Genomic DNA, 21815 nt, shown 5'->3' on the forward strand with positions numbered 1-21815 from the left:
TCAACGAGGGGACGCGGCGCGGCTCCCGGAGTCCTGCGCCGGCAGGCCCGGGACCTCCCGGAAGAAAATCCACAAAGCGGCAGGGACCGCGGTGAAGCTGGCGATCATGGAGAGGACGAAGGCGCTGGAGGAGACGAGGCCGAACTGGCGCATCGGCGGCAGGCCCGACAGCGACAGCGTGAGAAAGCCGCCCGCGTTGATGAGGGTCGCAAACAGAATCGCCCGTCCGGCGATGACCAGGGAATGGCGCAGCGCCTCCTCGGTCCCGGCCGAGCGCCGCTTCTCCTGAAAGTGGTAGAAGAAATGGATCTGATCGTTCTCCGAGGCTCCCAGGACCGTCGAGGCGATGAGAATCGTGGCGACGTTCAGCGGGATGGAGGTCAGCCGCATCACCAGGAACATCACGAGGATGGCGAACAGGGAGGGAATCATCGCCATCAGCCGGGCCGCCGTGCTCCGGAAGACGAGCAGGAACGCCACGAAAATCACCGAGGCCGTCAGCAGGAAGCTCTCGGTCAGCGTGGGCACGAGGTATTCGGCGATCTTCGCCTGCAGCAGCCCCTGGCCGACGACCATCATCCGGCATTCCCCGAGCGCGCGATGGCGCGCCGCCGATATCCTCCAGCTCGCCCGGATGAAGTCCTTGATCTCCTCGACGTGGGCGAAACCCTGCCCGTGATGAACCACCGTCATCCGCGCGTGGCGCAGGGAGCCGACGTCGACGTACGCCCGCAAGGCCGGCTCTCGCAAAAGGAGCTGCTCGAGCTGGGCGGCGAGCCCCTCCCAGGCCGAGGGCTCGTCGCTGAGCCGGTCCCCGTGGCCGGCGACGTAGCTGGACCAGCGCAGGAGCGTCGTCGGGCCCAGGACCGATCCGATCCGGGGATCGGCCTCGAGATTCCGCGCGAACCCTTCGAGCCCCCGCAGCACCTCCGGCTCGACCACCGTCCCTCGGGTCGACTTGATCCAGATCTGGATGACCGAAAGCCCCGAGATCGCTTTTTCGAACCGGCGGGTGTCCCGGTAGATCGGCTCGTTCTTGTCGATGTACGCCAGCGTGTCGGTCTCCGGGCGCATCGGGGCCAGGCGTCCGGGAATCCCCGTCAAGGCCGCCACGCCCGCCAGCATCAAGAAGGCGGTGGCGGGAAGGATGACGCGCCGATAGCGATAGGAGAAGGCGGGAAGCCGGTCGATCAGGCGCAGGACGAGCCGTCCCGCGGAGGTGCGCCGCCGCAGGACGGGAGTCGCGAGGGTCTTTTGCAGGGCGGGGAAGAGCGTGAACACGACGATCCAGGTCATCAGCAGGCCCGCGGCGACCCAGAGGCCCATTTCCCGAATCGGGCGGATGCCCGAGACGGCCAGCGCGCCGAAGCCGATTGCCGTCGCGAAGATCGAGGCGGTGGTCGCGAGGAACTTGTTGGAGAGGGTGAATATCTGGTGCTCGTCGACCGATCCCGCACCGGCGTGCTCGACGAACCGGGATTGGATGTACACGAGCGCGGCGGTCGCGGTGATGAGGATCGTGACCGGCACGAGGGAAGAGACGATGGTGAACGGAAATCCCGCGAGCCGCGCGAACCCGACGGTCAGCGAGACGCACACCAGCAGCGTGACGAGAAAGGCGGCCAGGGTCCTCAGCGAGCGGTAGAGGACGAAATTGATGACGACGACGAAGAGGCCGAAAAGCGGAAAGTACCGGAGGCTGGCCCGGGCGGTCTCCGATTCCAGATAGGCGTCGACGTAGGGGGATCCGACTTTGCGGATCCCCGCCAGAGGGCCCGGCGCCGCTTCCAGCGGAGCGAGCGCCCGATCGATCGCGGCGAGCGTCTCGTTCCGCTGTCGCGCCGTTCGGACGTCGAGATCCACGACGATCCCCAGGAAGTCGGCGCCGGCGAGCCCTTGCTTTCGGAAGAGATCGGTGCCGCTCACGAACCGCCGGAACTCCTCCGGAAACCCGGGGCTCGCGGCGGAGCCGGGGTGAGCCCGGTCGTAGATGTCCAGGGCGGAGGCGCTCCGGACCCGGGGAACCCGCCCGAGGCGATCCTGGATTTCGCGGGCTCTCGAAAGCGCCGCGGGAGAAAAGGGATCCTTCGCCTCCGCGAGCAGAACCACCTGCTCGCCTTCGGCGAAAAGACGCTGGAAAGCGATCGTGTTCCGATAGTCGGGATCGCTCTGCACGATCAGGCGGGCGATGGAATTGTCGTGCGGCACGCGGAGGGCCAGCCCGATCGCGAACGGAACGAGGAGGGCGTAGAGCGCGAAGAACCAACCCCGCATCGCGACGACGCGGCGAAAGAGGGCCTCCAGTCTCGGAGACGAAGATCCCTTCATGGGAGGGGAAGATTACACCACCGTCCCGGCGCTGTCAGGCCGGGAGGCCCGCTGTGCTAGAGTGCGCTTCGCCGCCGCGTCGGCGGCGGACTTGGCACGGGGCAGGCGATGGAGCGCTCAGGACCCGGGCGGCGCGGTCCTCGATTCGATCGGGAGCGGGGATGAAGCCCCCCGGCGCCGGCCTCCCGCCCCGGCCCGACCTCGCCGCGGCGCTGCTGGCGCTCTTCGCCGCCGTGGTCCTGTTTGCCGGGCGGGCGGCGCAGCAAACCGCCGACAGCCTCGATTACGCCCTGTCAGCCCGGACGGGGCGTGAGATCTTCCATCCCCACCACCTTCTGTTCACCCCCATGATCCGGCTCACGCGCCTGCTGGTGGCGCGCGCCGGCGGCGGCGAGGATCCCGTGCTGGCCGGACAGCTTCACAATATCGTCGCGTCGGTCGTCGTCCTGCTCGCCTGCCATGCGATCGTCCGCCGATGGACCGGCTCGTCCTTCGGAGGCGTGGCCGCCGCGCTCTTGCTTCTGGCGTGCCGCGGATTCTGGCTGTATTCGACCCTGGTGGAGGTGTATCTCCCCGCCACGGCCTGCCTCGCGCTGCTGGTCGTTCTCGTGACTCGGGAAGAGCGGCGGCCCTCCGCCGGCCGCGTCCTCGCGGGCGGCGCGTTGTTGGCGCTCGCGGTCCTGTATCACCAGCCCAGCGTGCTCTTTTGCGTCCCGCTCGGATACTGGCTCTTCGTTGCGCCGAGAGGAAAAGGATGGAAGGAAGGGGCCTGGATGCTGGGCATCGCAGGCCTGCTCGCGGCGACGGCCTACCTGCTCGCCTTTCTCGGCCCCGCCGCGCTGCGGGGAGGAGGCGAGAGTCTCGACCCCGGTCCGCCGACGGCGGCGCGCTTCGTCCGCTTCTGCCTCGCCTATGCCTTCCATCCGGTGGCCGGATGGGGGACGGCCCGGAATCTCAGCGTCCTCGGGATAGGCCGCCTGCTGCATAGCCAATTGCGCAACGTCACCACCTTCCCGTGGTCGCTGCGCGCGCTTTTCATTCCGGGAACGGGCGTCTTCCTTCTCCTCCTCGGCGGCTGGCATCTGCGCTCGATTCGCGCCGATCGCCCCCTCAGGAGGCAACGCATCTTCCTGCTCGTCTGGATCGTCTCCTACTACCTCTTCTTTCTCTGGTGGTTTCCGGGAGAGAAGGAGTTCTTCATCACCCCGCTCCTGCCGCTCGCGCTGTTGATCGCGCTGGCGGCCATGGATCTGCGGGATCATTCCGGGGGATGGAGCCGGAGCCGAAGCCGGCTACTGATCCCGTTGAGCCTGCTTCCCGCTCTCCTGCTGGGAGCGTTGAACCTCCGCGGCACGATACTTCCCTATCACCGCTCGCGCGGCCCGGCCTATCGGGAAGCTTCCGATCTCGCCCGCGCGGGGGTGCCGGAGGATTGCTGGCTGTTCGCGGACTACACGGTCGCGGAAAACCTCCGCTACTACTTCGCACGGGAGAAGGCGAGAGAAGGCGTGATGCCTCTTTATCATTTCTATGAGGGGCGCTCTCTTCCGCGCGAGCTCGCGGAAGCCGCCCGAGGCTGCCTCGCCATCGATCTGGAGTACGTGAATCCGGAGTTTTCCGCCGGCGACGTGGACGGGGCCCGCCAGCCGGAACAATGGTTCAGCTACCTGACATGGCTCCTCGGCGCGGAAAGGGTAGGCGGCGGCATGGCGATTCGGTCGTTCAAGATCCTGGACCTTGAAGAGGGGAAGCGATACCTGCTCCTTGCCGCCTCCCGGGAGATCGCGGAGGGCTGGCCCGGCGTCTTCCGGCGCCTCGATGCGGGCCTCCCGGGAAGGAAGGAGGGCGACGGACCGTTCTCGAGATGGCTCGAGAGATTTTCCCGTGTCGTGTCTCGGAAATGACGCAGGCCGTCGGGCCGGGATGGATCGGGGGCCGAATGTAACATGATTTTTGAGACGCGACACTAGGCGGGCCAGGCGAGGCGCCACGCAGCGAGCCGTGATGCATCAAGGCCTCAAGCATGAAGATTCCGGATGCGACACTAACGCGGCGGCGCAGCGGTCTTTTCGGAAAAGCGTCCGGACTCCCAATCCTCCAGCTCCCTGACCGCCTTCTCCAGGCGGCGCGTCGTCTCGGCGGGATCGGCTGCGGGATCGATGCACAGGGGCTCGCCCAGGACGAGGCGCGTCCTGCCCCGTCGCATCCACCGGGCCCCGTCGGGAAGCACTCGCGCCGTTCCTTCCACCCAGGCGGGAACCACCGGCGCGCGCAGCTCGCGGGCCAGAATGCCGATCCCTCCCCGAAACGGCGCGAGACCTCCCTCGGGAACGTGCCTTCCTTCGGGAAAGACGAGCAGCGAGAAGCCGGCGTCCGCCAGCTCTCCCGCGTAACCGAGGCTCTGGCGGAAGCCGGCGGTCTCCGGCAGCGGCCAGGCGCCGAAAAGCAGCTCCACGAGCCGCACCTGCATCGACTCGAGTGCGTAGCGGGTCCGGCCGCCGCCGGTTTCCCCGAAGAAGACGCGGTGGTGGCGCGTCGTCATCGCCGGAGCGATCCTTCCCCTCAGCAGGCGGGGAAGCGTCGCCTTGAAGAGGCCGGTGTCCAGATAGCTCCGATGATTGCAGACGAAGAGGTAGGGCGGGTCGGCCGAGCCGAGCCGTTCGAGTCCGACGACCTCCGGTCTTGCCTGCAGCAGAACGATCGGGCGGAAGACCGCCTCTTCCAGCAAGCGCCTGAACTGATGGAATGGAGAGACTCGTGCCCATCGAGGCATCCGCAAGGCGCCCGGGCGCGGCGGAGAGGGTTTCGCCGACGAAAGGGGCGCTTCGGCGTGCGCGGCTTCCGAGACACGGTCGCCTTCGGGGCGGACCGGGACACGGCCGGCGGCCTGCCGGACCGCCCGCTCCAGATCTCCCACCGTCGCCGAGGCGAGCGCCGCATCTGCCAGGACCACCCCGAATCTCTCTTCCAGCCGCACGCCCAGCTCGACGAGATCGAGGCTCGACAGGCCGAGCGCCTCGACCAGGAGCGTTCCCTCCTCGAGGCGCTCCATCCGGCTGCGGGCCACTTGCGCCACCAGACGGCGAACCTCGGCGGTGAGGCCGAACGCGCCCCCGGCGCCTTGCCCGCCGGGCGCGCGCCGCAGAGCTTCCTCCCGGACGAGGCCCTTCTTCACCTTCCCGGTGGAAGTTCGTGGAAAATCGCTCCCGGCCCAGACGGTGAAATCGCGGACCCTTTGTCTGGGCTGTAGGCGCTCGTTGGCGGCCACCACCGCCTCCTCGGCATGGCAGCCCTGCTCCATCAGAAGGACGGCATGGACGTGCTCCGCGGCCCCCTCCGAGACCCCGAGCACGCAGGCCTCGCGGACGCCCTCGGAGGGGCGGAACGCCGCTTCGACGTCGGCCGGAAAAACGTTCTCTCCTTCGGGAGTGACGATGACGTCCTTGAGCCGCCCGCGGATTCGCAGCCGTCCTTCCGGGTCGAGCTCGCCCACGTCCCCCGTGCGCAGCCATCCGTCGGGGTTCCGCGCCGCGGCCTCTCCGAAGTAGCCTTGAGTCACGTTCGGCCCGCGCACCAGGATCTCCCCTTCGGCGCCCAGGGAGACCTCCTGGATACCGAGCGGCCGGCCGACGCCGCCAGGCCGGCGATCGAATGGATTCGAAATCGACACGATCGGCGCGGTTTCCGTCAGTCCATATCCCTGAATCACGAGATATCCGAGGCTCTCCCAGAATCGCTGGACTTCTTCCGCAAGGGGAGCGCCGCCGGAGACCAGGAGCCGGAACCGGCGCCCGAAGATTCCCGCCAGGCGCGGGAAGAGGAGGGCCTGAATCATGAAAGGCCAGCGCTCGAAGCGGGCCTGGCGCTTCTGAATCTTCTCGAGCGCCCCTTCCTCGCGCAGGAGGCGCCGGACTTCAAGTCCGAGAAGATCGAGAAGCCGGGGAACGGTGAAGAGTCCCCAGGCGCCAAGACGCCGGGCGGCCTCCCGGACCTCCGCGGGCCGCGGCGGGACGAACGCCACGCTGAGACCCATGAACAACGGCAGGAAGACGTTCATCGCCTGGCCGAACATGTGGGACAGGGGAAGCGTGGTGAGAAAGGGAAGCGTGCCGAGGGGGCGAATCCAGCGCTCCCGCCGCTCGAACGCCCTCTCGATCGGAGCGAAGTCGGAGGCGAGGTTGCGGTGAGTGAGCACTACGCCCCGGGGCTGCCCCGTGGTTCCGGAGGTGAACACGATTTCCGCGGTTGAATCGCCCGGGGGATCGGCCCACGAAGGGGAAGAGGCTGCGTCCGGGTCCCCCCAGGAGTCCCACTCGATCCGCCGGCATCCGGGCGGCGGCGAGACGCCGGCAGGCGCCACGAGAAGGCGGCTCTTGCAGCGCCTCGCCACTTCCTCCCGGAACGAGTCGGGGGCCGACTCCTCCAGGGGGACCGCGACGCCGCCGGCGAGAAGGATTCCGGCCAGCGCTTCGACCCAGGAGGGATGGCCGGGGCCCTGAATCAGGACCGGGGCGTCGAGGCCTTCGCGGGCCAGCGTCGCCGCGCAGGACACCATGCGATCGTGGAGACAGGCGTAGGTCCGGCGGCGCCAGCGCACGCCGTCTTTCCAGAAATAGGCGGGTCGATCCGCGAAGCGGCGCAGTCGTGCCAGGCGGGCGCCGAGGGAGGTCAAGGAGGTCTCGGAAGGCAAGCGGATTCTCTCCCGCCGCTATTCTTCCGCACCTCGCGAACGGCAGCAAGGAGGACGGGAGGGCGGCAGGGCCGGGCGCGGCCTCTTCCGGGGGCCGCGGAGCCGCGCGGCCGGACGATCCTTCCCTACCTGCCCGCGGCGAACTTGGAGACCTGGATCGAGTCGTCGATCACCGCGAAGCGCAGCGCCGTGTCTCCCACCCGGATGACGTCCCAATGATTCAGCTTCGATTTTTCGGAGATGCGCTTGCCGTTCAGCCGCGTGCCGTTGGTGCTCGCCAGATCGCGGAGGACGAACGCTTCCGGTCCGTACAATCCGATCTCGGCGTGCTTGCGCGAGACCTTTTCGTCCTCCAGGACGATGTCCGCGCCGGCGCGTCCGATCAGATAGACTCCCCCGGAGGAAAGCGTGTAGACGCGGCCGCTTCCCGGCCCTTCCTCGATCCGGAGGAAGATGCCGGTGGCCGGCGAGATCAGGCCTTCCTTGAGCCGCGGGCGCGCCAAGGCGGAGTCGAGCTTCGTGCTGGCGGCGAATTCCGATTTCTTGTCTCCCATCATCCTCTCCTCATGAAGGTTGAGATTCTCTTCCCTGCGAGGCAGCGGCGCGATCGAAAGACGCTCAGTCCATCCTGAGCGAGACCGGGGCGCCGAGGGATCGTCCCGCGATCATCTTCAGCGTCCGGGTCTCGCCCGACCTGAGGTCGACGACGATCGAATCCTGGAAAGGAGAAGAAGCTCCCTCGGGAAGCACGCGGGCGGCCACTTCGTGCTTGCCGGGCGAGAGCCGAATCCATCCCTCGAAAGTCTCCTGGTCGCGCCCGAGGATCTTGTTGAAGATGCCCTTCCTCGCGGCCGGCGCCAGATGCCGGGAGTAGACCTCACGCCCGTCCACCCGGAGGCTCAGGGTCCCGGCCCCGATGCTGCTGCGGGCGTCCAGCCTCAGGTGAGCGGGCCGGGAGAGATAGAAGTACCCGGTCGCGATGAGCAGAAGCGAGAAGATCGCGGCCGCCCCGAATTTCAACCCCAGGAACCTGCCGCGGCCCTTTGTCGGCTTCCTCCGGTGGGAGGCAGGCTCTGTGGCGCCGGCGGGCGCCGGAGCGGCCTGAGCCCCCTTTCCGGCCAAGTCGGGCGGCGCGGCCGGCGCCGCGGAGGCGCGCCGCTTGCGGCCGGCCTCGCGGAAGGCATCGCGAAACTCAGCGCCGTTCTTGAAGCGCTTTCCCGGATCTTTCGCCAGGGCCTGGTCGAAGAAGTCGTTGAGACGATCCGGAAAGCCGCGAACGCGGCGGGTGATCGGGATCGGCGCGTCGTGGGCGATCGAATAAACCAAGGCGGGAAGATCCTTTCCTTCGAAGGGGCGCTCCCCGCAGAGCGCCTCGTACAGCACCGCCGCCAGCGAAAAGAGATCGCTCCGGCCGTCCAGGTCCCCTCCGCGGATCTGCTCGGGGGACATGTATGCGGGGGAGCCGAGAGACGCTCCCGATTGCGTCAGCTCGGAAGTCGAGAGCCGGGCCACTCCGAAATCGGCGATCTTCGCCGCCCCATCGGGGGCCCGCAGGAGGATGTTCGCGGGCTTGATGTCGCGGTGGATGATTCCGGCCTGGTGCGCGACGTGGAGGGCCTCGGCCAGGAGGGCCCCGAAGCTCATGACCCAGCCCGGCTCGAGCCGATCCCCCTGCTCGAGAACCTGCCGGAGGCTGCGCCCCGGAACGTACTCCATGGCGATGTAGGAGAGGCCCAGCGAAGCGTCGTCGCCGGCGTCGTAGATCGTGACGATTCCGGGGTGGGAGAGGGAAGCGGCGGCCTGCGCCTCGCGCAAGAAACGCTCGTGGAACTCGGCGATCAGCTCCTCGGAAATGCCGTCCGGCAGAATGTAGGTTTTCAGCGCCACGCGGCGCTGCAGCCGGGGATCCTGGGCCAGATAGACGACTCCCATGGCGCCCCGCCCGATCTCGCCCTGGATGACGTAGCGTCCGATTCGCGACATGCCCTTAAATATAGGTTTGAGGTGAGCTTCCGCAACGATCCCGGATGAAACAAGTCGCGCCGGAATGGGAGGAGCCGAACGCGATTCTCGTGCCGGCTCCGGGAAGGGGACACCTCCCCCGGCGGGCCGCCGGGAAAGACCCCATGTCCACCGCATGGACATGGGGAACCGCGGCGGCGTCAGGGAATCATCCATCGTCCGGGGCGATGGATGACTTCGAGGACCGGATCCCGATCCTCTTTGGGCAGGCCGCGCCGCGCGACGCTCGGCGGCCTTCGCTGTGCTAACCTTGCTTCCGATGGAAACCGGCAAGCTCCGGTGGGTGTCGATCTTCGCCGTGGCCATGGCCTACTTGGAAGCGGCCACCGTCGTCTATCTCCGCCGCGTTTTCGGAATCACCGACCTCATCCGGGACACTTCGCCCTACGATCCCGCGATCGCGGCGGTGGAGCTCGGCCGGGAGCTGGCGACGCTGATCATGCTGCTGGCGCTCGGCTGGGCGGCCGGGAAATCCAGGCAGTCGCGCCTGGGCTTCGCCTTTTTCGCCTTCGGCCTGTGGGACATCGCCTATTACGCGTGGCTCCGGCTCCTGCTCGCCTGGCCCGCCTCGCTGCTCTCCTTCGACCTGCTGTTCCTCATTCCGCTGCCGTGGTGGGGGCCCGTCCTCAGCCCCGTTCTGATCGCGCTGCTGTGCATGGCGGGCGGGGCCCTGACGGTTCGGGCCGAGGATCGGGGCCGGCGGTTGCGACCGCACCTGCCGGAGGGGATTGCCGCGGCGGCCGGGACGCTCGCCGTGCTCTATGCTTTCATGGCCGACGCCCTTTCCGCCCTGCCGGCCGACGCCGAGACGCTGGATCGGCTGCGGCCGGCGCCGTTCCGGTGGCCCATTTACCTGGCGGGTTTGGGGCTGCTGGCGTGGGCCGTGTGGAGAATCGTCCGACCCGCGACGCAGCCGGCCGCGGAGCGCTGATTGACGCGGGGCGAGCCCTCCTCGTACTGGCTCACCCGGTTCTTTATCCTGCGTCTGCTCGGTCTCGTCTACCTGGTCGCGTTTCTGGGCCTCGCGCTTCAGCTCGTCCCTCTGTTGGGAGAGCATGGTCTCTTGCCGATCGGCCTCTTCCTCGGCCGGGCGGAAGCCGCGTACGGAAGCCGTCTGGGGGGATTCCTCCAGTTCCCCAGCGTCTTCTGGCTCGCCTCCTCCGATCGAATCCTGCTCGGCGGGGCCTGGCTGGGCGCCGCGCTCTCGCTGGCCGTGCTTCTCGGATACGCCAACGGGATCATGCTGGCGATCCTGTGGGCCCTCTACCTCTCGTTCGTCCACGTCGGCCAGGACTGGTACGGCTACGGCTGGGAGATTCAGCTCCTCGAGACCGGCTTTCTGGCCATCTTTCTCTGCCCGCTGCTGGACGGGCGCCCCTTTCCGCGGCGCGAGCCGGCGGCCCCCGTGCTCTGGCTCTTCCGGTGGCTGGCGTTCCGCATCATGCTTGGCGCCGGCCTGATCAAGCTGCGCGGCGATTCCTGCTGGAGGGATTTGACCTGCCTCGATTATCACTACGAGACGCAGCCGATCCCCAATCCGCTGAGCCGGACGCTGCACTTCATGCCCCGCGGATTCCAGAAGCTGGGAGTGCTGTTCAATCACCTCAACGAGCTGGTCGCTCCGTGGTTCGTCTTCGGCCCGCGCCTCGCGCGGCATGCCGCCGGCTGCCTTCTGGTCGCCTTCCAGATCACGCTGATTCTCAGCGGCAACCTCTCCTTCCTGAACTACCTCACGATCATCCCGATCCTGGCCTGCTTCGACGATTCCTTGTTTCGCAGGGTCGTTCCGGCGCGGCTGGCGGAGAAGGCGGCGCACTCCGCGGCGCGGGCGGAGGCCTCCCCGGCGCAGCGCGTCGCGGCCGTCGCGCTGGTGGCGCTGGTCGCCGTCCTGAGCATCGATCCCATCCGCAATCTCCTGTCCTCCCGTCAGGCGATGAACACCTCCTTCAACCGCCTCGATCTCGTGAACACCTACGGCGCCTTCGGCAGCGTCGGCCGTGAGCGGAACGAGATCGTCTTCGAAGGCACGAAGGATCCGATCCTCACCGACCAGACGGTCTGGAGGGAATACGAATTCAAGTGCAAGCCCGGGGATCCAAAGCGCCGTCCGTGCATCGTCTCCCCGTACCATTACCGCCTGGACTGGCAGATATGGTTCGCCGCGATGTCGCGGCCGGAGCGCTATCCATGGACGATTCACCTGATCTGGAAGCTCCTTCACAACGATCCGGAGACCCTGGGCCTGCTCGCGGGGAATCCCTTTCCCGAGTCGCCCCCGCGCTGGATTCGGGCCGTCCTGTATCGCTACCGGTTCGCTCCGCCGGGCGATCCCGAGGGAGGCTGGTGGCGGCGGACCCTTCTCGGGGCGTGGATTCAGCCGCTGCAGTCGGAGGATCCGCGCCTGCGCCGTTTTCTCGCGGCGCACGGCTGGCTCGATCCGGAGGAAGGAGAACCGTAAGGCGCGAAGGGGCGGGACGGCCTCGCGGCGCGGTTGACATTCCGGGGAAGCGCCTTGATGATCGCGCCGCCGGCGCGGCGGCGTCGCGCGGTCTCTTGACGCTCGGGCGCGCAAGCCCGGAGAACGAGGCACGAAGGAGGGCGGAGTGGAGATCCGGGTTCTGGGCGACATCCTGACGCAGCTGGAGCGGGATCACCCGCGGAGCGATCTCTTCCGCTACAAGTCGGCCGGCTCGTGGCACGACATCTCCACCGAGGATTTCTTCTCGACGGTCAGGTCCCTCGCCCTGGGGCTCGAGACGCTCGGAGTCGTGAAGGGGGAGCGCGTCGCGATCCTGTCCGAAAACCGGCCCGAGTGGACCGCCTTCGATCACGCGCTGCTCAGCCTGGGCGCCGTCGTGGTGCCGATCTACGCGTCGCTTCTCACCGAGCAGGTCCGCTTCATCCTGGAGAACAGCGAGGCGCGCGCGGTGGTCGTCTCCGGAGCCGCCCAGCTGGGGAAGCTGCGCCCCGCCCTGCCCTCCCTTCCCGCTCTCGCGCAGATCCTCATCCTGGACGCCGGCGAGACGCCGCCGGGGGACGCCGTTTCCTGGACGGCGGTCCTGGCGGCGGGCGAGGCGGCGCATCGAGCGGAGCCGGAGCGGTTCGAGGCCCGCCGCGCGGCGATCCGGCCGGAGGATCCGGCGAGCATCCTCTACACCTCGGGGACCACCGGGGAGCCGAAGGGAGTGGTGCTCACGCACGGCAACTTCGCCTTCAACGTCAACGCGACGCTCAAGCTGATCCCCTTCTCCTCGGACGACGTCACCCTGTCGTTCCTGCCGCTGACGCACGTCTTCGAGCGCATGGTGGAATTCGCCTATTTGTCGGCGGGAGCGAGCATCGCCTACGCGGAGTCGATCGAGGCGGTTCCCCAGAACATGGCCGAGGTGCGCCCGACCGTGGTGTCGAGCGTCCCGCGCTTCTTCGAGAAAGCCCACGACCGTATCGTCTCCAACGTCCGCTCCTTGCCCTGGCCGCGCCGGCTCCTCGCCGGGCTCCTGCTGCGGGAGGCGCGCCGCCGGGCGCGCGCCCTGCTGGAGAAGCACCCGGTGCCGCCCCTCGCTCGCCTGCTCCATCCCCTCGCCGATCGCCGCATCTTCGCTCCCATCCGGGAGAAGATGGGCGGGCGGATCCGGTTCTTCGTCTCGGGCGGCGCCCCGCTCGCCCCGCGCATCGCCGAGTTTTTCTACGCCGCCGGGATCCCGATCCTCGAGGGGTACGGCTTGACGGAAACCTCGCCGGTCGTCGCCGTCAACACGCTGGAAAAGATCCGTCTCGGCACGGTCGGCCCGGTGATCCCGGGCGTGGAAGTCCGGATCGCCGAGGACGGCGAGATCCTGGTCCGCGGCCCCAACGTGATGCAGGGCTACTTCCGGAACGAGGCGGCGACCCGGGAGGCGATGAAGGACGGTTGGTTCCACACGGGGGACATCGGCGTCATCGATCCCGACGGCTTCCTGCGGATCACCGACCGCAAGAAGGAGGTTCTCAAGACGTCCGGAGGCAAGATGGTCGCCCCCCAGCCTCTGGAGAACCTCCTGAAGTCCGACCGGGCGATCAGCCAGGCGGTCGTCCTGGGAGACCGTCGCAAGTTCGTCTCGGCCTTGATCGTTCCCGATTTCGACTGGCTTGCCTCCTTCGCCCGCGCCAAGCAGATCTCCACCAGGAGCCTGGACGAGCTCCTGCGCGATCCCCGCGTCCTCGATCTCTACCGCGCCCGGATCCGCGCGAAGATGGCGGGGCTGCCGTCCTACGAGACGGTGAAGAAATTCCGGCTCCTTCCCCGGGAGCTTTCCCAGGAGGCGGGCGAGCTGACCCCGACCTTGAAGGTGAAGCGGCGGGTCATCGAGCAGAAGTACGCGGATTTGATCGAATCGATCTACAAGGAGTGAGCTTGGAGTCGAAATTGCTCGACATGCGGGAATGTGCCCGGCGGGAATTCCGGGAGATCCACAGCGAGATGCTCCGCCTGTCGCTGCTCCAACAGCCGTCGTGGTTCCGGCCGCTGCTCCACCGGAGCCGCCGTCTCAAGAGCTACACGGGACACGATCACTGGTCCCGGGCCTGGGAGTATCCGTGGGCGATCCTGGCGGCCGATCTGGGCGGCCGGCCCTTGAGGGTGGCGGACATCGGGGGCGGCGGCAGTCCTTTCGCGCTCTATCTGGCCCGGCACGGCCACGACTGCTCGGTCGTCGACCCTTCGCTGAACGAAGGGGCGGGATGCGTCTACGACCAGCGAAAGAGCCTCGGCGCGAACCTCCGCTCGATGAGCAAGAAAGTCCTGTTCCGCGCCGCCGGAATCAACTCGGTCTGGGGACTCCCCGAGGCGGGCGGCGACGATCGCATCCGGTATCACGCCGATCCGGCCGAGGCCCTGCCCTTTCCCGACGGCCATTTCGATCGCGTCTTCTGCCTGAGCGTCATCGAACACATTCCCTCCGAGCTCTGGGCCGGATGCGTGAAGGAGTTCCAAAGGGTTCTGCGCCCGGGCGGCCGGCTCGTGATCACGCAGGACATGACGCCCGAGGAGGCCAACGCGCGCGTCTATCTGAAGCTGGTGGAGGCTTGCTCCCTCGAGCTCGTCGGCGACCCCCATTATCCGGTCCCTCTCGACCCGGGACAGCAGAGGCTCCGGCATCCCGGACAGGGATACGAGACGATCGGCCTCGTCTGGCGGAGCTGATTGCCCGGCGCCAGGCTCCTCGAGACGCCCGCGCACGATCCGCTCCTCAGGATGCCGCGCGCGGCATACCCTCACGACGTCCCGGGCTCTGAGGTATACAATGACTCCCCTTCGGCCGGAGGATCGGTCGATCACGTAGTCACCTCCGCGGGGCGACCCGCATCGAAAGGAGATTATGAAACCCACCGTCGGCTCGCTGGTCCTCACGGCGATCCTTGCCCTCTTTGGATGCGGATCCGGCTCGCATAGCACGAAGGGTTCGGATCCGAAAACGGAGCAGGACAAGACCTTCTACGCTCTCGGCCTTCTGGTTGGCGCCAATCTGACCCAGTTTTCGCTCACGCCCGAGGAGATGGAGTTCGTCAGCAAAGGCGTGGCGGACGCCGCCGCCCATGCCAAGCCCCAGGTCGATCTCCATGTCTACGGCCCCAAAGTCCAGGAGCTGATGAAGGCGCGGGCCGGAGCCTCGCTGGCCGCCGAAAAACAGAAAGCCGCCGCCTTCCGCGAAGGCGCTGCGAAGGAGGAGGGCGCGCAGAAAAGCCCGTCGGGCCTCGTCTACCGGACGCTCAAGCCGGGCACCGGCGCGACTCCCACGATGACCGACACGGTCAAAGTCCATTATCAAGGCGCGCTCCCGGACGGCACGGTCTTCGACAGCTCGATTCAGCGCGGCCAGCCGGTGGAGTTTCCGCTGAACGCCGTCATTCCCTGCTGGACGGAAGGGGTCCAGAAAATGAAGGTGGGGGAGAAGGCCAAGCTGATCTGTCCTTCGGAAATCGCCTACGGCGATCAGGGACGTCCGCCTCAGATTCCCGGCGGGGCGACGCTGGTCTTCGAGGTCGAGCTGCTGGACATCGTCAAGAAGCAGTGAGGTCCGGCCTCCCTCCTCTTCTGGTCCTGGTACTGCTCTTTCCCGCCGCGGGGGCGCCGGCGGCCGAGCCGGCGCCGGCCTCCCCGGCGCCGGGTGTCGTGGCTCCAAAGCTGACGTGCACCTCCGATCCGACCCGGTCGTACGCTCTCTACCTGCCGCTCTCCTACGATCCGGCCCGCCCGGCGCCGGTCCTCTATCTCATGGACGCGCGCGGTCGGGCCCTCGCCGCTTTGGAGCGCTTCCGGGAAGGGGCAGAGCGCTTCGGCACCGTGCTGGCCAGCTCCTACGATTCCGCCAGCGATCGGCAAGTCGATCCGAACTCCCAGGCGCTCGCCGCAATGTGGCGCGACACGCACCAGCGGCTGCGCCTGGACGATGGGCGCGTCTACCTCGGCGGTTTCTCGGGGACCGCCCGCGCCGCAATCGAGATGGCGCTCGCGGAGCGGGGCAAGATCGCCGGAGTGATCGCGGCGGGCGCGGGGTTCCCTTCTGGCAGCGCCCCGGAGGCCGGCCTCCCGTTCGTGCTTTTCGGGACCGCCGGCGACGAAGACTTCAATTACGACGAGATGCTGCAGCTGGACGAGACCCTCGATCGTCTGGGGATCGTCCATCGCATCGAAGTCTTCCGAGGAGGGCACGATTGGATGCCCGCGCGGCTCGCGAGCCGCGCCCTCGCCTGGATGGAGCTCCAGGCGATGGCCGCGGCGAAGCGGAACCGCGAGGCCTCCCTGATCAGCTCGCTTTGGACCGAAGCTCTCGGCGAGGCCCGGTCGCTCGAACAAGAGGGAAGGCCGTCGGAAGCGGCGCGGCTCTATCGCGCCACGGCCGCCGACTTTCGGGGTCTCCTCGACGTCGCGGAGGCGTCGGAGCCGGCTCTGCGGCTGGCGGGCTCCGAGAGGGTGCGGCGTGAGAGGCGCGAGGATGAAAACCTGCGAAGGCGCGAGCGCCAGGTCCTCTCCGAAGCCTGGCGCCTCCTCGGCGCCGCGTCATCCTCTTCCTCGGTCTCGTCCGATCCCGCGAGACTTCCGGCCGCTCTCCGGCTCGACGAATGGAAAAGGAAGAGCCGGGGAAAGGATCCGCGGCTCGCGGCGTCCGCCCGGCGGATCCTGAACGCTCTCCTGGTCCAGACCGCCTATTACCTTCCCGAAGAAGCTTCCCGCAGAAAAGACGATCGGGCCGTGATTCTCTGCCTGACCGTCGCCGCCGCCATCCGTCCGGAGGATCCGGAGCTGCTCTACCGTCTCGCCGCGGCCCGCGCCCGCGCCGGCGACAGCCGGGAGGCGCTCCGGAGCCTGGAGCGCGCGGTGCAGCGGGGATTCGCGGATCTGGAGCGGCTCAGGCAGGACGACGACTTCAAGCGGCTGCGGGGGGATCGCGCCTACCGGCGGCTGGAGGCGGAAGTGGAAGGGAGGCGGGGGGTGCGTCCCCCCGCCTCCTGAGGGCGCCGAAGGAGGTCAGTTTTCGAGCTTCGCGTCCAGCTCGAAGACGACGTTGTTCTTGAGGGCGTTGGACACGGGGCATCCTTCCTTCGCCTTCTCCGCGGCCTCCTGGAAGGCGTGAGCGTCGATCCCCGGCACCTTCCCCCGGACCTCCAGCCGCATCTTGGTGATGCGGAATCCCTCCCCGACCTTGTCAAGGGACGCCGAGGCTCGCGTCGAAATCTGGGTCGCCGGAGTGCCGGCGCGCTCCAGCCCGGCAGCCAGAGCCATGCTGAGGCAGCCGGCATGCGCAGCCGCAATCAGCTCTTCGGGGTTCGTCCCCTCGCCCTCCTCGAAACGGGAGGGGAAGGAATAGGCCCCTTCGAAGATGCCTTTTCCGACCGTGACGAGTCCCTTTCCGGACTTGAGGCCGCCTTTCCAGACGGCGCTTGAATGGCGAGTGGGCATGGTCGTCTCCTTTGTGCAGAGTCCAATGGCGGATTCAGATCGTCCGACGCTCGATTCCGGAGCCGTGAGGCCCCAGTTAACCATGAGACGCGCCCGCGGGACAACCTCCGGTTGACGCGCTCCTTCGAGGACGGCACACTTCCTTCATGTCGAAAGATCCCGGCTCTTCTCATTCCGTGGCGGGCGTCGGGCCGGAGGAGGCGGAGCGTCGCGTCCGGGAGCAGCGCGTGAGGGTCCTGGACGTCCGCACGCCCGAGGAGTACCGGGATCTGGGGCACATCCCGGGAGCGATCCTCCTGCCCGTCGATCTAATCGCCGCGGCGCCCGCGACGCTCCCGCTTGAGGGGAAGCCCCTTCTGGTCTGTTGCGAGCACGGAGTGCGGAGCGCCGCGGCGGCGCGCTTCCTGATCGCGGCCGGCTTCGAGGGAGTGCTGAATCTCTCGGGAGGGCTGTCGCGGTGGCGCGGGCCGCGGGAGTTCTCTTCCGGCGATCCCTGTCATCCCGCCGGCCCGTCCTCCTGGCTCGTGAAGAATGCGCGCCTGCTGCCGGCGGGCGGCAACGCCCTCGACGTCGCCTGCGGCGCGGGCCGCAACGCGCTGCTGCTGGCCGCCGCGGGCTTCCGAGTTCGGGCGGTGGATCGGGACGAGCGCAAGATCCAATCCCTCGATCGGACGGCTCGGAAGCTGGGACTGCCGCTGTCGGCGGAGGTTCTCGATCTCGAAAGCGCGACCACCGATCTCGGGGACTCCGTCTACGATCTCGTTCTGGTCACCCGCTACCTGCACCGGCCTCTTTTCCCGGCCTTGATCCGGGCGCTGCGCCGGGGCGGCCTGTTGCTCTACGAGACGTTCACCGAGGAGCACGGCCGGCGCGGAGGCCCTCCCACCTGTCCCGACTTCCTTCTGGAAACCGGAGAGCTTCGCCGGCTCGCGGCGCCTCTGGAGGTTCTCCGGGAAAGGGAAGGGGAGTTCGACGGAGGAATGGTCGCCGGGATCGCGGCCCGCCGGCGGTAGGCACCAACGGAAATCAGCGCGGTTTCGAGCGGTCCAGAAGATCCCGCAACGCCGTCTCCAGATCGGAATGCCGGTAGCGGTAGCCGGAGGCTTGCAGCCTCTCCGGCTTCACCCGGACGCTGGCCAGGAGGGCCGCGTCCCCCATCTCGCCGAACAACAAGCGGATGGCGAAGGCCGGAACGGGAAAGACGGCGGGCCGGCTGAGAACCGACGCGAGAACCCGGGTGAATGCGCGGTTGGTGACCGGCTGGGGAGCCACGGTGTTCAGCGGCCCGGACAGGGCTTCGGTGCGCAGAGCGTGCTGGATGGCGCCGACGGCGTCCTGCAGGGAAATCCAGCTCATCTGCTGGTCCCCGGAGCCGACCACGCCTCCCATTCCCAGGCGGAAGGGAACCAGCATTTTCTTCAGGGCGCCGCCCGCCGGAGAGAGAATGACTCCGAATCGCGCACAGACGACGCGGATCCCCTTGCGCGCCGCCGCCTCGGTGGCTTTCTCCCACGCCTGACAGACCTCGGGCAGGAAGCCGCTCCCCGGGGGGCTGTTCTCGGTGAGGACTTCCGCCCCGCGATCGCCGTAATATCCGATCGCCGAAGCGGAGAGCAGGACGCGCGGCGGCCGCGCGAGGCTCACCAGCGCCTCGGAAAGCAGCCGGGTCCCCTCGACGCGGCTGCGACGGATGCGGCGCTTCTTGGCCTCGGTCCAGCGCCCCTCGGCGATATTCTCTCCGGCCAGGTGCACGACGGCGTCGAGCCCCTCGAGCGCGGCGGCATCCAGGCGCCCCGCTTCAGGATCCCACGAAACGGAGGGGCCTTCCGCCTTGGCGCCGGGACGGATAAGCCGGATCGCTTCGTCCCCCGCGGCGGCGAGGGACTGCCTCAGGGCCGAACCCACCAGGCCGCTCGATCCCGATATCAGCACTCTCATGCCCGCGAGGATTCCATACTCGCGCGCCGATGTCCAGGCTCGGCGTCAGCGGCTCTCGCCGATCAGCCGGAGATGGCTCAGGACCAGAGGGTCACGGGTCCCGGTGCCGGCGACCCGTTTCAGCAGCCGCCTGGCCTTTCCGGTCCTGCCGTTCCGGTGCAGCGCCCAGGCGAGGCGATCCATCGTCGGGACGTCCTCGCGGATCGCCGCTTCGTGACGCGCGATGGCGAGCGCGCGCGGCGGGTCGGGCCTGCGCTCGAGATAGAAAAGGACGAGATCGTGGTTCTCGTTGTCAGGGAGGTCGCGGTTCGCCAGGGCGATCCCCTCGAACCGTGCCTCCGCGCGCCGCGCCTCCTCCTCCCGTCCCAGGGCCCGCAGGCTGTCAGCCAGCAGGAGGTAGCGCTCGGCGTAAGGCGCCGCGTCGATCGCCTGCCGGGCCAGGAGCGCGGCCTCGGCGGGTCGCTGGGTCTCCAGGGCGATGGCCGCGAGCGCCGCGAGCGCGTAGTGATAGCCGGGGAAGAGGCTGAGAGCTTGGCGCAGCCTCTCCTCGGCGCCGGCGAGATCTCCCTGCTCCTGCCAAAGATGCCCGAGCTGGACCAGGAGCCACGCTCGATCCTCCGTCTCGGAAAGGGGGGTGGACTGCAGCGACATCTCCAGCAGCTCGGCAGCCCCCTCCAGATCGCCGCGCGCCTCTCTCAGATAAGCGACACGGCAGTAGGACGAGGGGCCGGGACGCAAGTCGACCATGGCCTGATAAGCCTTCTCGGCCCGGCGCGGGCGTCCCAGCTCCATGAGCGCGTCCCCCATCACGCTGAAGTTCCAGGCGTCATCCGGATGTTTTCGCGCGTAGCGGCGGGTCATCGTGTAGGTCTTCGCAAACTCGTGACGGCCGAGGGCGACCCAGGCCGAAATCCGCTGGGTGATCGGATTGCCCGGTTCCCGGCTCGAAGCCTCGCTCAGAGCCTCCGACGCCTCGGAGTAAAGGGAGACGTCTCCGGTCTCGCGCGCCCGGCGCGTCAACCCGATGGCCAGCGCCTGGTAGGTCTTGACGTCCGGTCTTCCGGACGCGATTCTCGCCCGGGCGGCGCCGATCTGCGCCTCGGCTGGGCTGGAAACGGCGGGCCGCGCCAGAAGCATGGAGCCGGTCGCGGAAGCCGTGAGAAGAGCGAGCGCGATGATTCTTCGGAACGGATGCGGCTGCATCGAAAACTCCCTCGGTTGAGTCAATTCTGGACCGGTCCGCCGCCGGCCTCGCCCGGATCCTTGTGGCGGCGGTTGACGCCGTCATGCGCGTAGCCGACGTAAGGGAAGCTCGGAAAATAAGCGACGTCGTTGACGTTGACACCGTCCCCAAGGCGACTGTTCGGGAACCGGTTCAGGGAATTCCCGCCGGCGTCCCGTGAAAGCACGCCGCCCACCGCGACCCGCAACACGATGTCGGTGACGTCGTCGAAGACCCTCCGTCCGTTCGGGAATCCCGCCGGGTCGCCGCCGAGCACTCCAAGGCGGCTGGCGGTCGCGGACGCGGTCGGGGGAACGCCGACGTTCAGGCGCAGGAGATCCGATACGGGCCCTTCCGGCGTCCCGGGCGCGGCGATCGGCGGGAGGTACTTCACCAGCGGGAGGAGGTCGGTGCGGGGCGGTGCGGGAATGTCGAACGCGCCGCCGTAGGCGGCCTGGGCGATTCGCGCGACCAGCGGATCCAGCGCGAAACGCGCAAATTGCGTGTCGTCCTTCGGGAGCGCTCGACTCCATCGGTCCTTCATGTCGGTGCCGATGAGCAGCTCGTTGAAGAGCGGGTTTCCCATCCGCTGCACCTGCTTGAACGTTCCATGTCCCGCCTCCGGCCTCGAGCTGGATCGAACGGTGACCGCCGGCCGTGACGTGCTGCCCCAGGTCCCCAGAGTCGCGGCGGCGGTCTCCGGGCTCACCGCGGCCCGCGTGCGGGTCAGCTGCGGGATGGGAACCTCGACGGCGATGGTGTTCACGTTGTACCCGGAGACGGAATCGGTCACGAAGTTGGCGGCCGCGCGGTCCTGCAGATCGGTCATCACGGCGGGAATCCCCGTCGACCCGTAGCCGCCGTTACCCTCCACGTCGGTCCCCGGGAGCACGCGGAAGTTCAGGGAGTCGAACGCGGCGCCGAGATCGATCCAGAAGGCATCGTCCGTCGTGCCCGCGAAGACCTTCACCCCTCCTTCGAGCTCGTAGATCCCCTGCGCGAAGAGCGCAGGGTAATCGGGCATGGTGCGCGGGCCGACGTTGCTGGGAACGGCATAGAGCCTCCGGCCGCCGGCGCCGCCCAGCGGAAGGCGCACCGCCGAGCGGCCGCTGCCGAGCACCATGCTGACGGAATAGCTCTGCCGGAGGCCCAGTCCTTCGGATCCGGGACCGTCCAGGGCGGTGATGGCGGGCGGGATCAAGGCGGTCCCTGGAGCCACCGGCGCGGGGGAGTTCGACGGAGCCGCGATGCCGCCTCCGGCGCCCGCGAAGCCCACCGGGACGCCGGGAAGCCGCTGCTCGGTCTTGAACCGGAACTCGAAAGAAACGTCCTCGACCGCGTCGTTGTTGTTGTCCACGTGGATCGCGTAAAGGATGTTGTCGTCGAAGGGAAAGTAATTGGGTCCGTTCGCGGGCTCGAGGAACGGGTCGACGCAGAGGATCAAGGTGACTCTCTTCGCCCCTTCTTCGGGCTTGTCGTAGCTCACGAAAGCGTAGAAGTCGGTGATATCCGCGGTGCGATCGATGGCGGTCAGGGGCGCTTCCCGGTGGCTGGCGGCCTGCAGTGATCCGTGCGCCAGCAGAAGCAGGGTCAGGACGAGGAGGCGGGATCGGGTGGCAAGGGACATTCCATTCTCCTATTCAAACGGGCGGATGCGGCTTTCGGTCCGGTGGCTC

At 68.1% G+C, this 21815-nt stretch carries 16 protein-coding genes; 8 read left to right on the forward strand and 8 right to left on the reverse strand.

The window, feature by feature from the left end; genetic code table 11:
- On the reverse strand, nt 1-2328 hold the full coding sequence (locus tag VGR67_05355; GenBank protein ID HEV8335823.1) for an MMPL family transporter: 2328 nt from the start codon (nt 2326-2328) through the stop codon (nt 1-3).
- Between the two features lie 161 nt (nt 2329-2489).
- On the opposite strand from VGR67_05355, the gene VGR67_05360 reads away from it, so the two are divergent.
- Nucleotides 2490-4232, forward strand: coding sequence for a glycosyltransferase family 39 protein (locus tag VGR67_05360; protein ID HEV8335824.1), 1743 nt, complete (start codon nt 2490-2492; stop codon nt 4230-4232).
- A gap of 140 nt (nt 4233-4372) precedes the next feature.
- On the opposite strand, the gene VGR67_05365 is transcribed toward VGR67_05360, so the two are convergent.
- From VGR67_05365 to VGR67_05375, 3 genes are all read right to left on the reverse strand, one after another.
- The gene (locus tag VGR67_05365) at nt 4373-7018 is read right to left on the reverse strand and encodes an AMP-binding protein (GenBank protein ID HEV8335825.1); all 2646 of its coding nucleotides are present in this window, start codon (nt 7016-7018) and stop codon (nt 4373-4375) included.
- 125 nt (nt 7019-7143) lie between these two features.
- Entirely contained in the window at nt 7144-7572 is a 429-nt protein-coding gene (locus VGR67_05370) for an FHA domain-containing protein (GenBank protein ID HEV8335826.1), read from the reverse strand.
- A gap of 64 nt (nt 7573-7636) precedes the next feature.
- Nucleotides 7637-9001, reverse strand: coding sequence for a serine/threonine-protein kinase (locus tag VGR67_05375; protein HEV8335827.1), 1365 nt, complete (start codon nt 8999-9001; stop codon nt 7637-7639).
- A gap of 280 nt (nt 9002-9281) precedes the next feature.
- Here VGR67_05375 and VGR67_05380 point away from each other — a divergent pair, with 280 nt between their 5' ends.
- From VGR67_05380 to VGR67_05405, 6 genes are all read left to right on the forward strand, one after another.
- Nucleotides 9282-9971: a hypothetical protein gene (locus VGR67_05380; GenBank protein HEV8335828.1), complete on the forward strand. Its 690-nt coding sequence runs from the start codon at nt 9282-9284 to the stop codon at nt 9969-9971.
- Complete coding sequence (locus tag VGR67_05385; protein ID HEV8335829.1) at nt 9972-11498, forward strand: lipase maturation factor family protein; 1527 nt, start codon at nt 9972-9974, stop codon at nt 11496-11498.
- Nucleotides 11499-11643: 145 nt separating this feature from the next.
- Nucleotides 11644-13431 (forward strand): long-chain fatty acid--CoA ligase, encoded by a 1788-nt coding sequence (locus VGR67_05390; GenBank protein ID HEV8335830.1) that lies wholly within the window; start codon nt 11644-11646, stop codon nt 13429-13431.
- Nucleotides 13432-13433: 2 nt separating this feature from the next.
- Nucleotides 13434-14222, forward strand: coding sequence for a class I SAM-dependent methyltransferase (locus VGR67_05395; protein HEV8335831.1), 789 nt, complete (start codon nt 13434-13436; stop codon nt 14220-14222).
- Between the two features lie 175 nt (nt 14223-14397).
- Nucleotides 14398-15093, forward strand: coding sequence for an FKBP-type peptidyl-prolyl cis-trans isomerase (locus tag VGR67_05400; protein HEV8335832.1), 696 nt, complete (start codon nt 14398-14400; stop codon nt 15091-15093).
- Entirely contained in the window at nt 15090-16532 is a 1443-nt protein-coding gene (locus tag VGR67_05405) for a hypothetical protein (protein HEV8335833.1), read from the forward strand. Before VGR67_05400 ends, VGR67_05405 begins: the two co-directional genes overlap by 4 nt.
- Nucleotides 16533-16547: 15 nt before the next feature.
- Here the strand turns inward: VGR67_05405 and VGR67_05410 are convergent, their stop codons facing one another.
- Nucleotides 16548-16979, reverse strand: a complete 432-nt coding sequence (locus tag VGR67_05410; protein HEV8335834.1) for an OsmC family protein — start codon at nt 16977-16979, stop codon at nt 16548-16550.
- Between the two features lie 146 nt (nt 16980-17125).
- Here VGR67_05410 and VGR67_05415 point away from each other — a divergent pair, with 146 nt between their 5' ends.
- Nucleotides 17126-17992, forward strand: coding sequence for a rhodanese-like domain-containing protein (locus VGR67_05415; GenBank protein HEV8335835.1), 867 nt, complete (start codon nt 17126-17128; stop codon nt 17990-17992).
- 13 nt (nt 17993-18005) lie between these two features.
- Here the strand turns inward: VGR67_05415 and VGR67_05420 are convergent, their stop codons facing one another.
- Genes VGR67_05420 through VGR67_05430 form a run of 3 tightly spaced genes read right to left on the reverse strand, consistent with a single transcriptional unit; the run spans nt 18006 to nt 21766 of the window.
- Nucleotides 18006-18917, reverse strand: coding sequence for a TIGR01777 family oxidoreductase (locus tag VGR67_05420; protein ID HEV8335836.1), 912 nt, complete (start codon nt 18915-18917; stop codon nt 18006-18008).
- A gap of 45 nt (nt 18918-18962) precedes the next feature.
- On the reverse strand, nt 18963-20120 hold the full coding sequence (locus tag VGR67_05425; GenBank protein HEV8335837.1) for a tetratricopeptide repeat protein: 1158 nt from the start codon (nt 20118-20120) through the stop codon (nt 18963-18965).
- A gap of 20 nt (nt 20121-20140) precedes the next feature.
- On the reverse strand, nt 20141-21766 hold the full coding sequence (locus tag VGR67_05430; GenBank protein HEV8335838.1) for a DUF4331 domain-containing protein: 1626 nt from the start codon (nt 21764-21766) through the stop codon (nt 20141-20143).
- Nucleotides 21767-21815 lie beyond the last annotated feature (49 nt).

This window comes from Candidatus Polarisedimenticolia bacterium (genome assembly GCA_036004685.1).
In the GTDB taxonomy this organism is placed as follows: domain Bacteria; phylum Acidobacteriota; class Polarisedimenticolia; order Gp22-AA2; family AA152; genus DASYRE01.

Excerpts from the sequence above, each read along its gene's own strand:
- VGR67_05355 (HEV8335823.1), bottom strand. The coding sequence starts at position 2,328 with ATGAAGGGATCTTCGTCTCCGAGACTGGAGGCCCTCTTTCGCCGCGTC.
- VGR67_05360 (HEV8335824.1), top strand. The coding sequence starts at position 2,490 with ATGAAGCCCCCCGGCGCCGGCCTCCCGCCCCGGCCCGACCTCGCCGCG.
- VGR67_05370 (HEV8335826.1), bottom strand. The coding sequence starts at position 7,572 with ATGGGAGACAAGAAATCGGAATTCGCCGCCAGCACGAAGCTCGACTCC.
- VGR67_05375 (HEV8335827.1), bottom strand. The coding sequence starts at position 9,001 with ATGTCGCGAATCGGACGCTACGTCATCCAGGGCGAGATCGGGCGGGGC.
- VGR67_05400 (HEV8335832.1), top strand. The coding sequence starts at position 14,398 with ATGAAACCCACCGTCGGCTCGCTGGTCCTCACGGCGATCCTTGCCCTC.
- VGR67_05410 (HEV8335834.1), bottom strand. The coding sequence starts at position 16,979 with ATGCCCACTCGCCATTCAAGCGCCGTCTGGAAAGGCGGCCTCAAGTCC.
- VGR67_05415 (HEV8335835.1), top strand. The coding sequence starts at position 17,126 with ATGTCGAAAGATCCCGGCTCTTCTCATTCCGTGGCGGGCGTCGGGCCG.
- VGR67_05420 (HEV8335836.1), bottom strand. The coding sequence starts at position 18,917 with ATGAGAGTGCTGATATCGGGATCGAGCGGCCTGGTGGGTTCGGCCCTG.
- VGR67_05425 (HEV8335837.1), bottom strand. The coding sequence starts at position 20,120 with ATGCAGCCGCATCCGTTCCGAAGAATCATCGCGCTCGCTCTTCTCACG.
- VGR67_05430 (HEV8335838.1), bottom strand. The coding sequence starts at position 21,766 with ATGTCCCTTGCCACCCGATCCCGCCTCCTCGTCCTGACCCTGCTTCTG.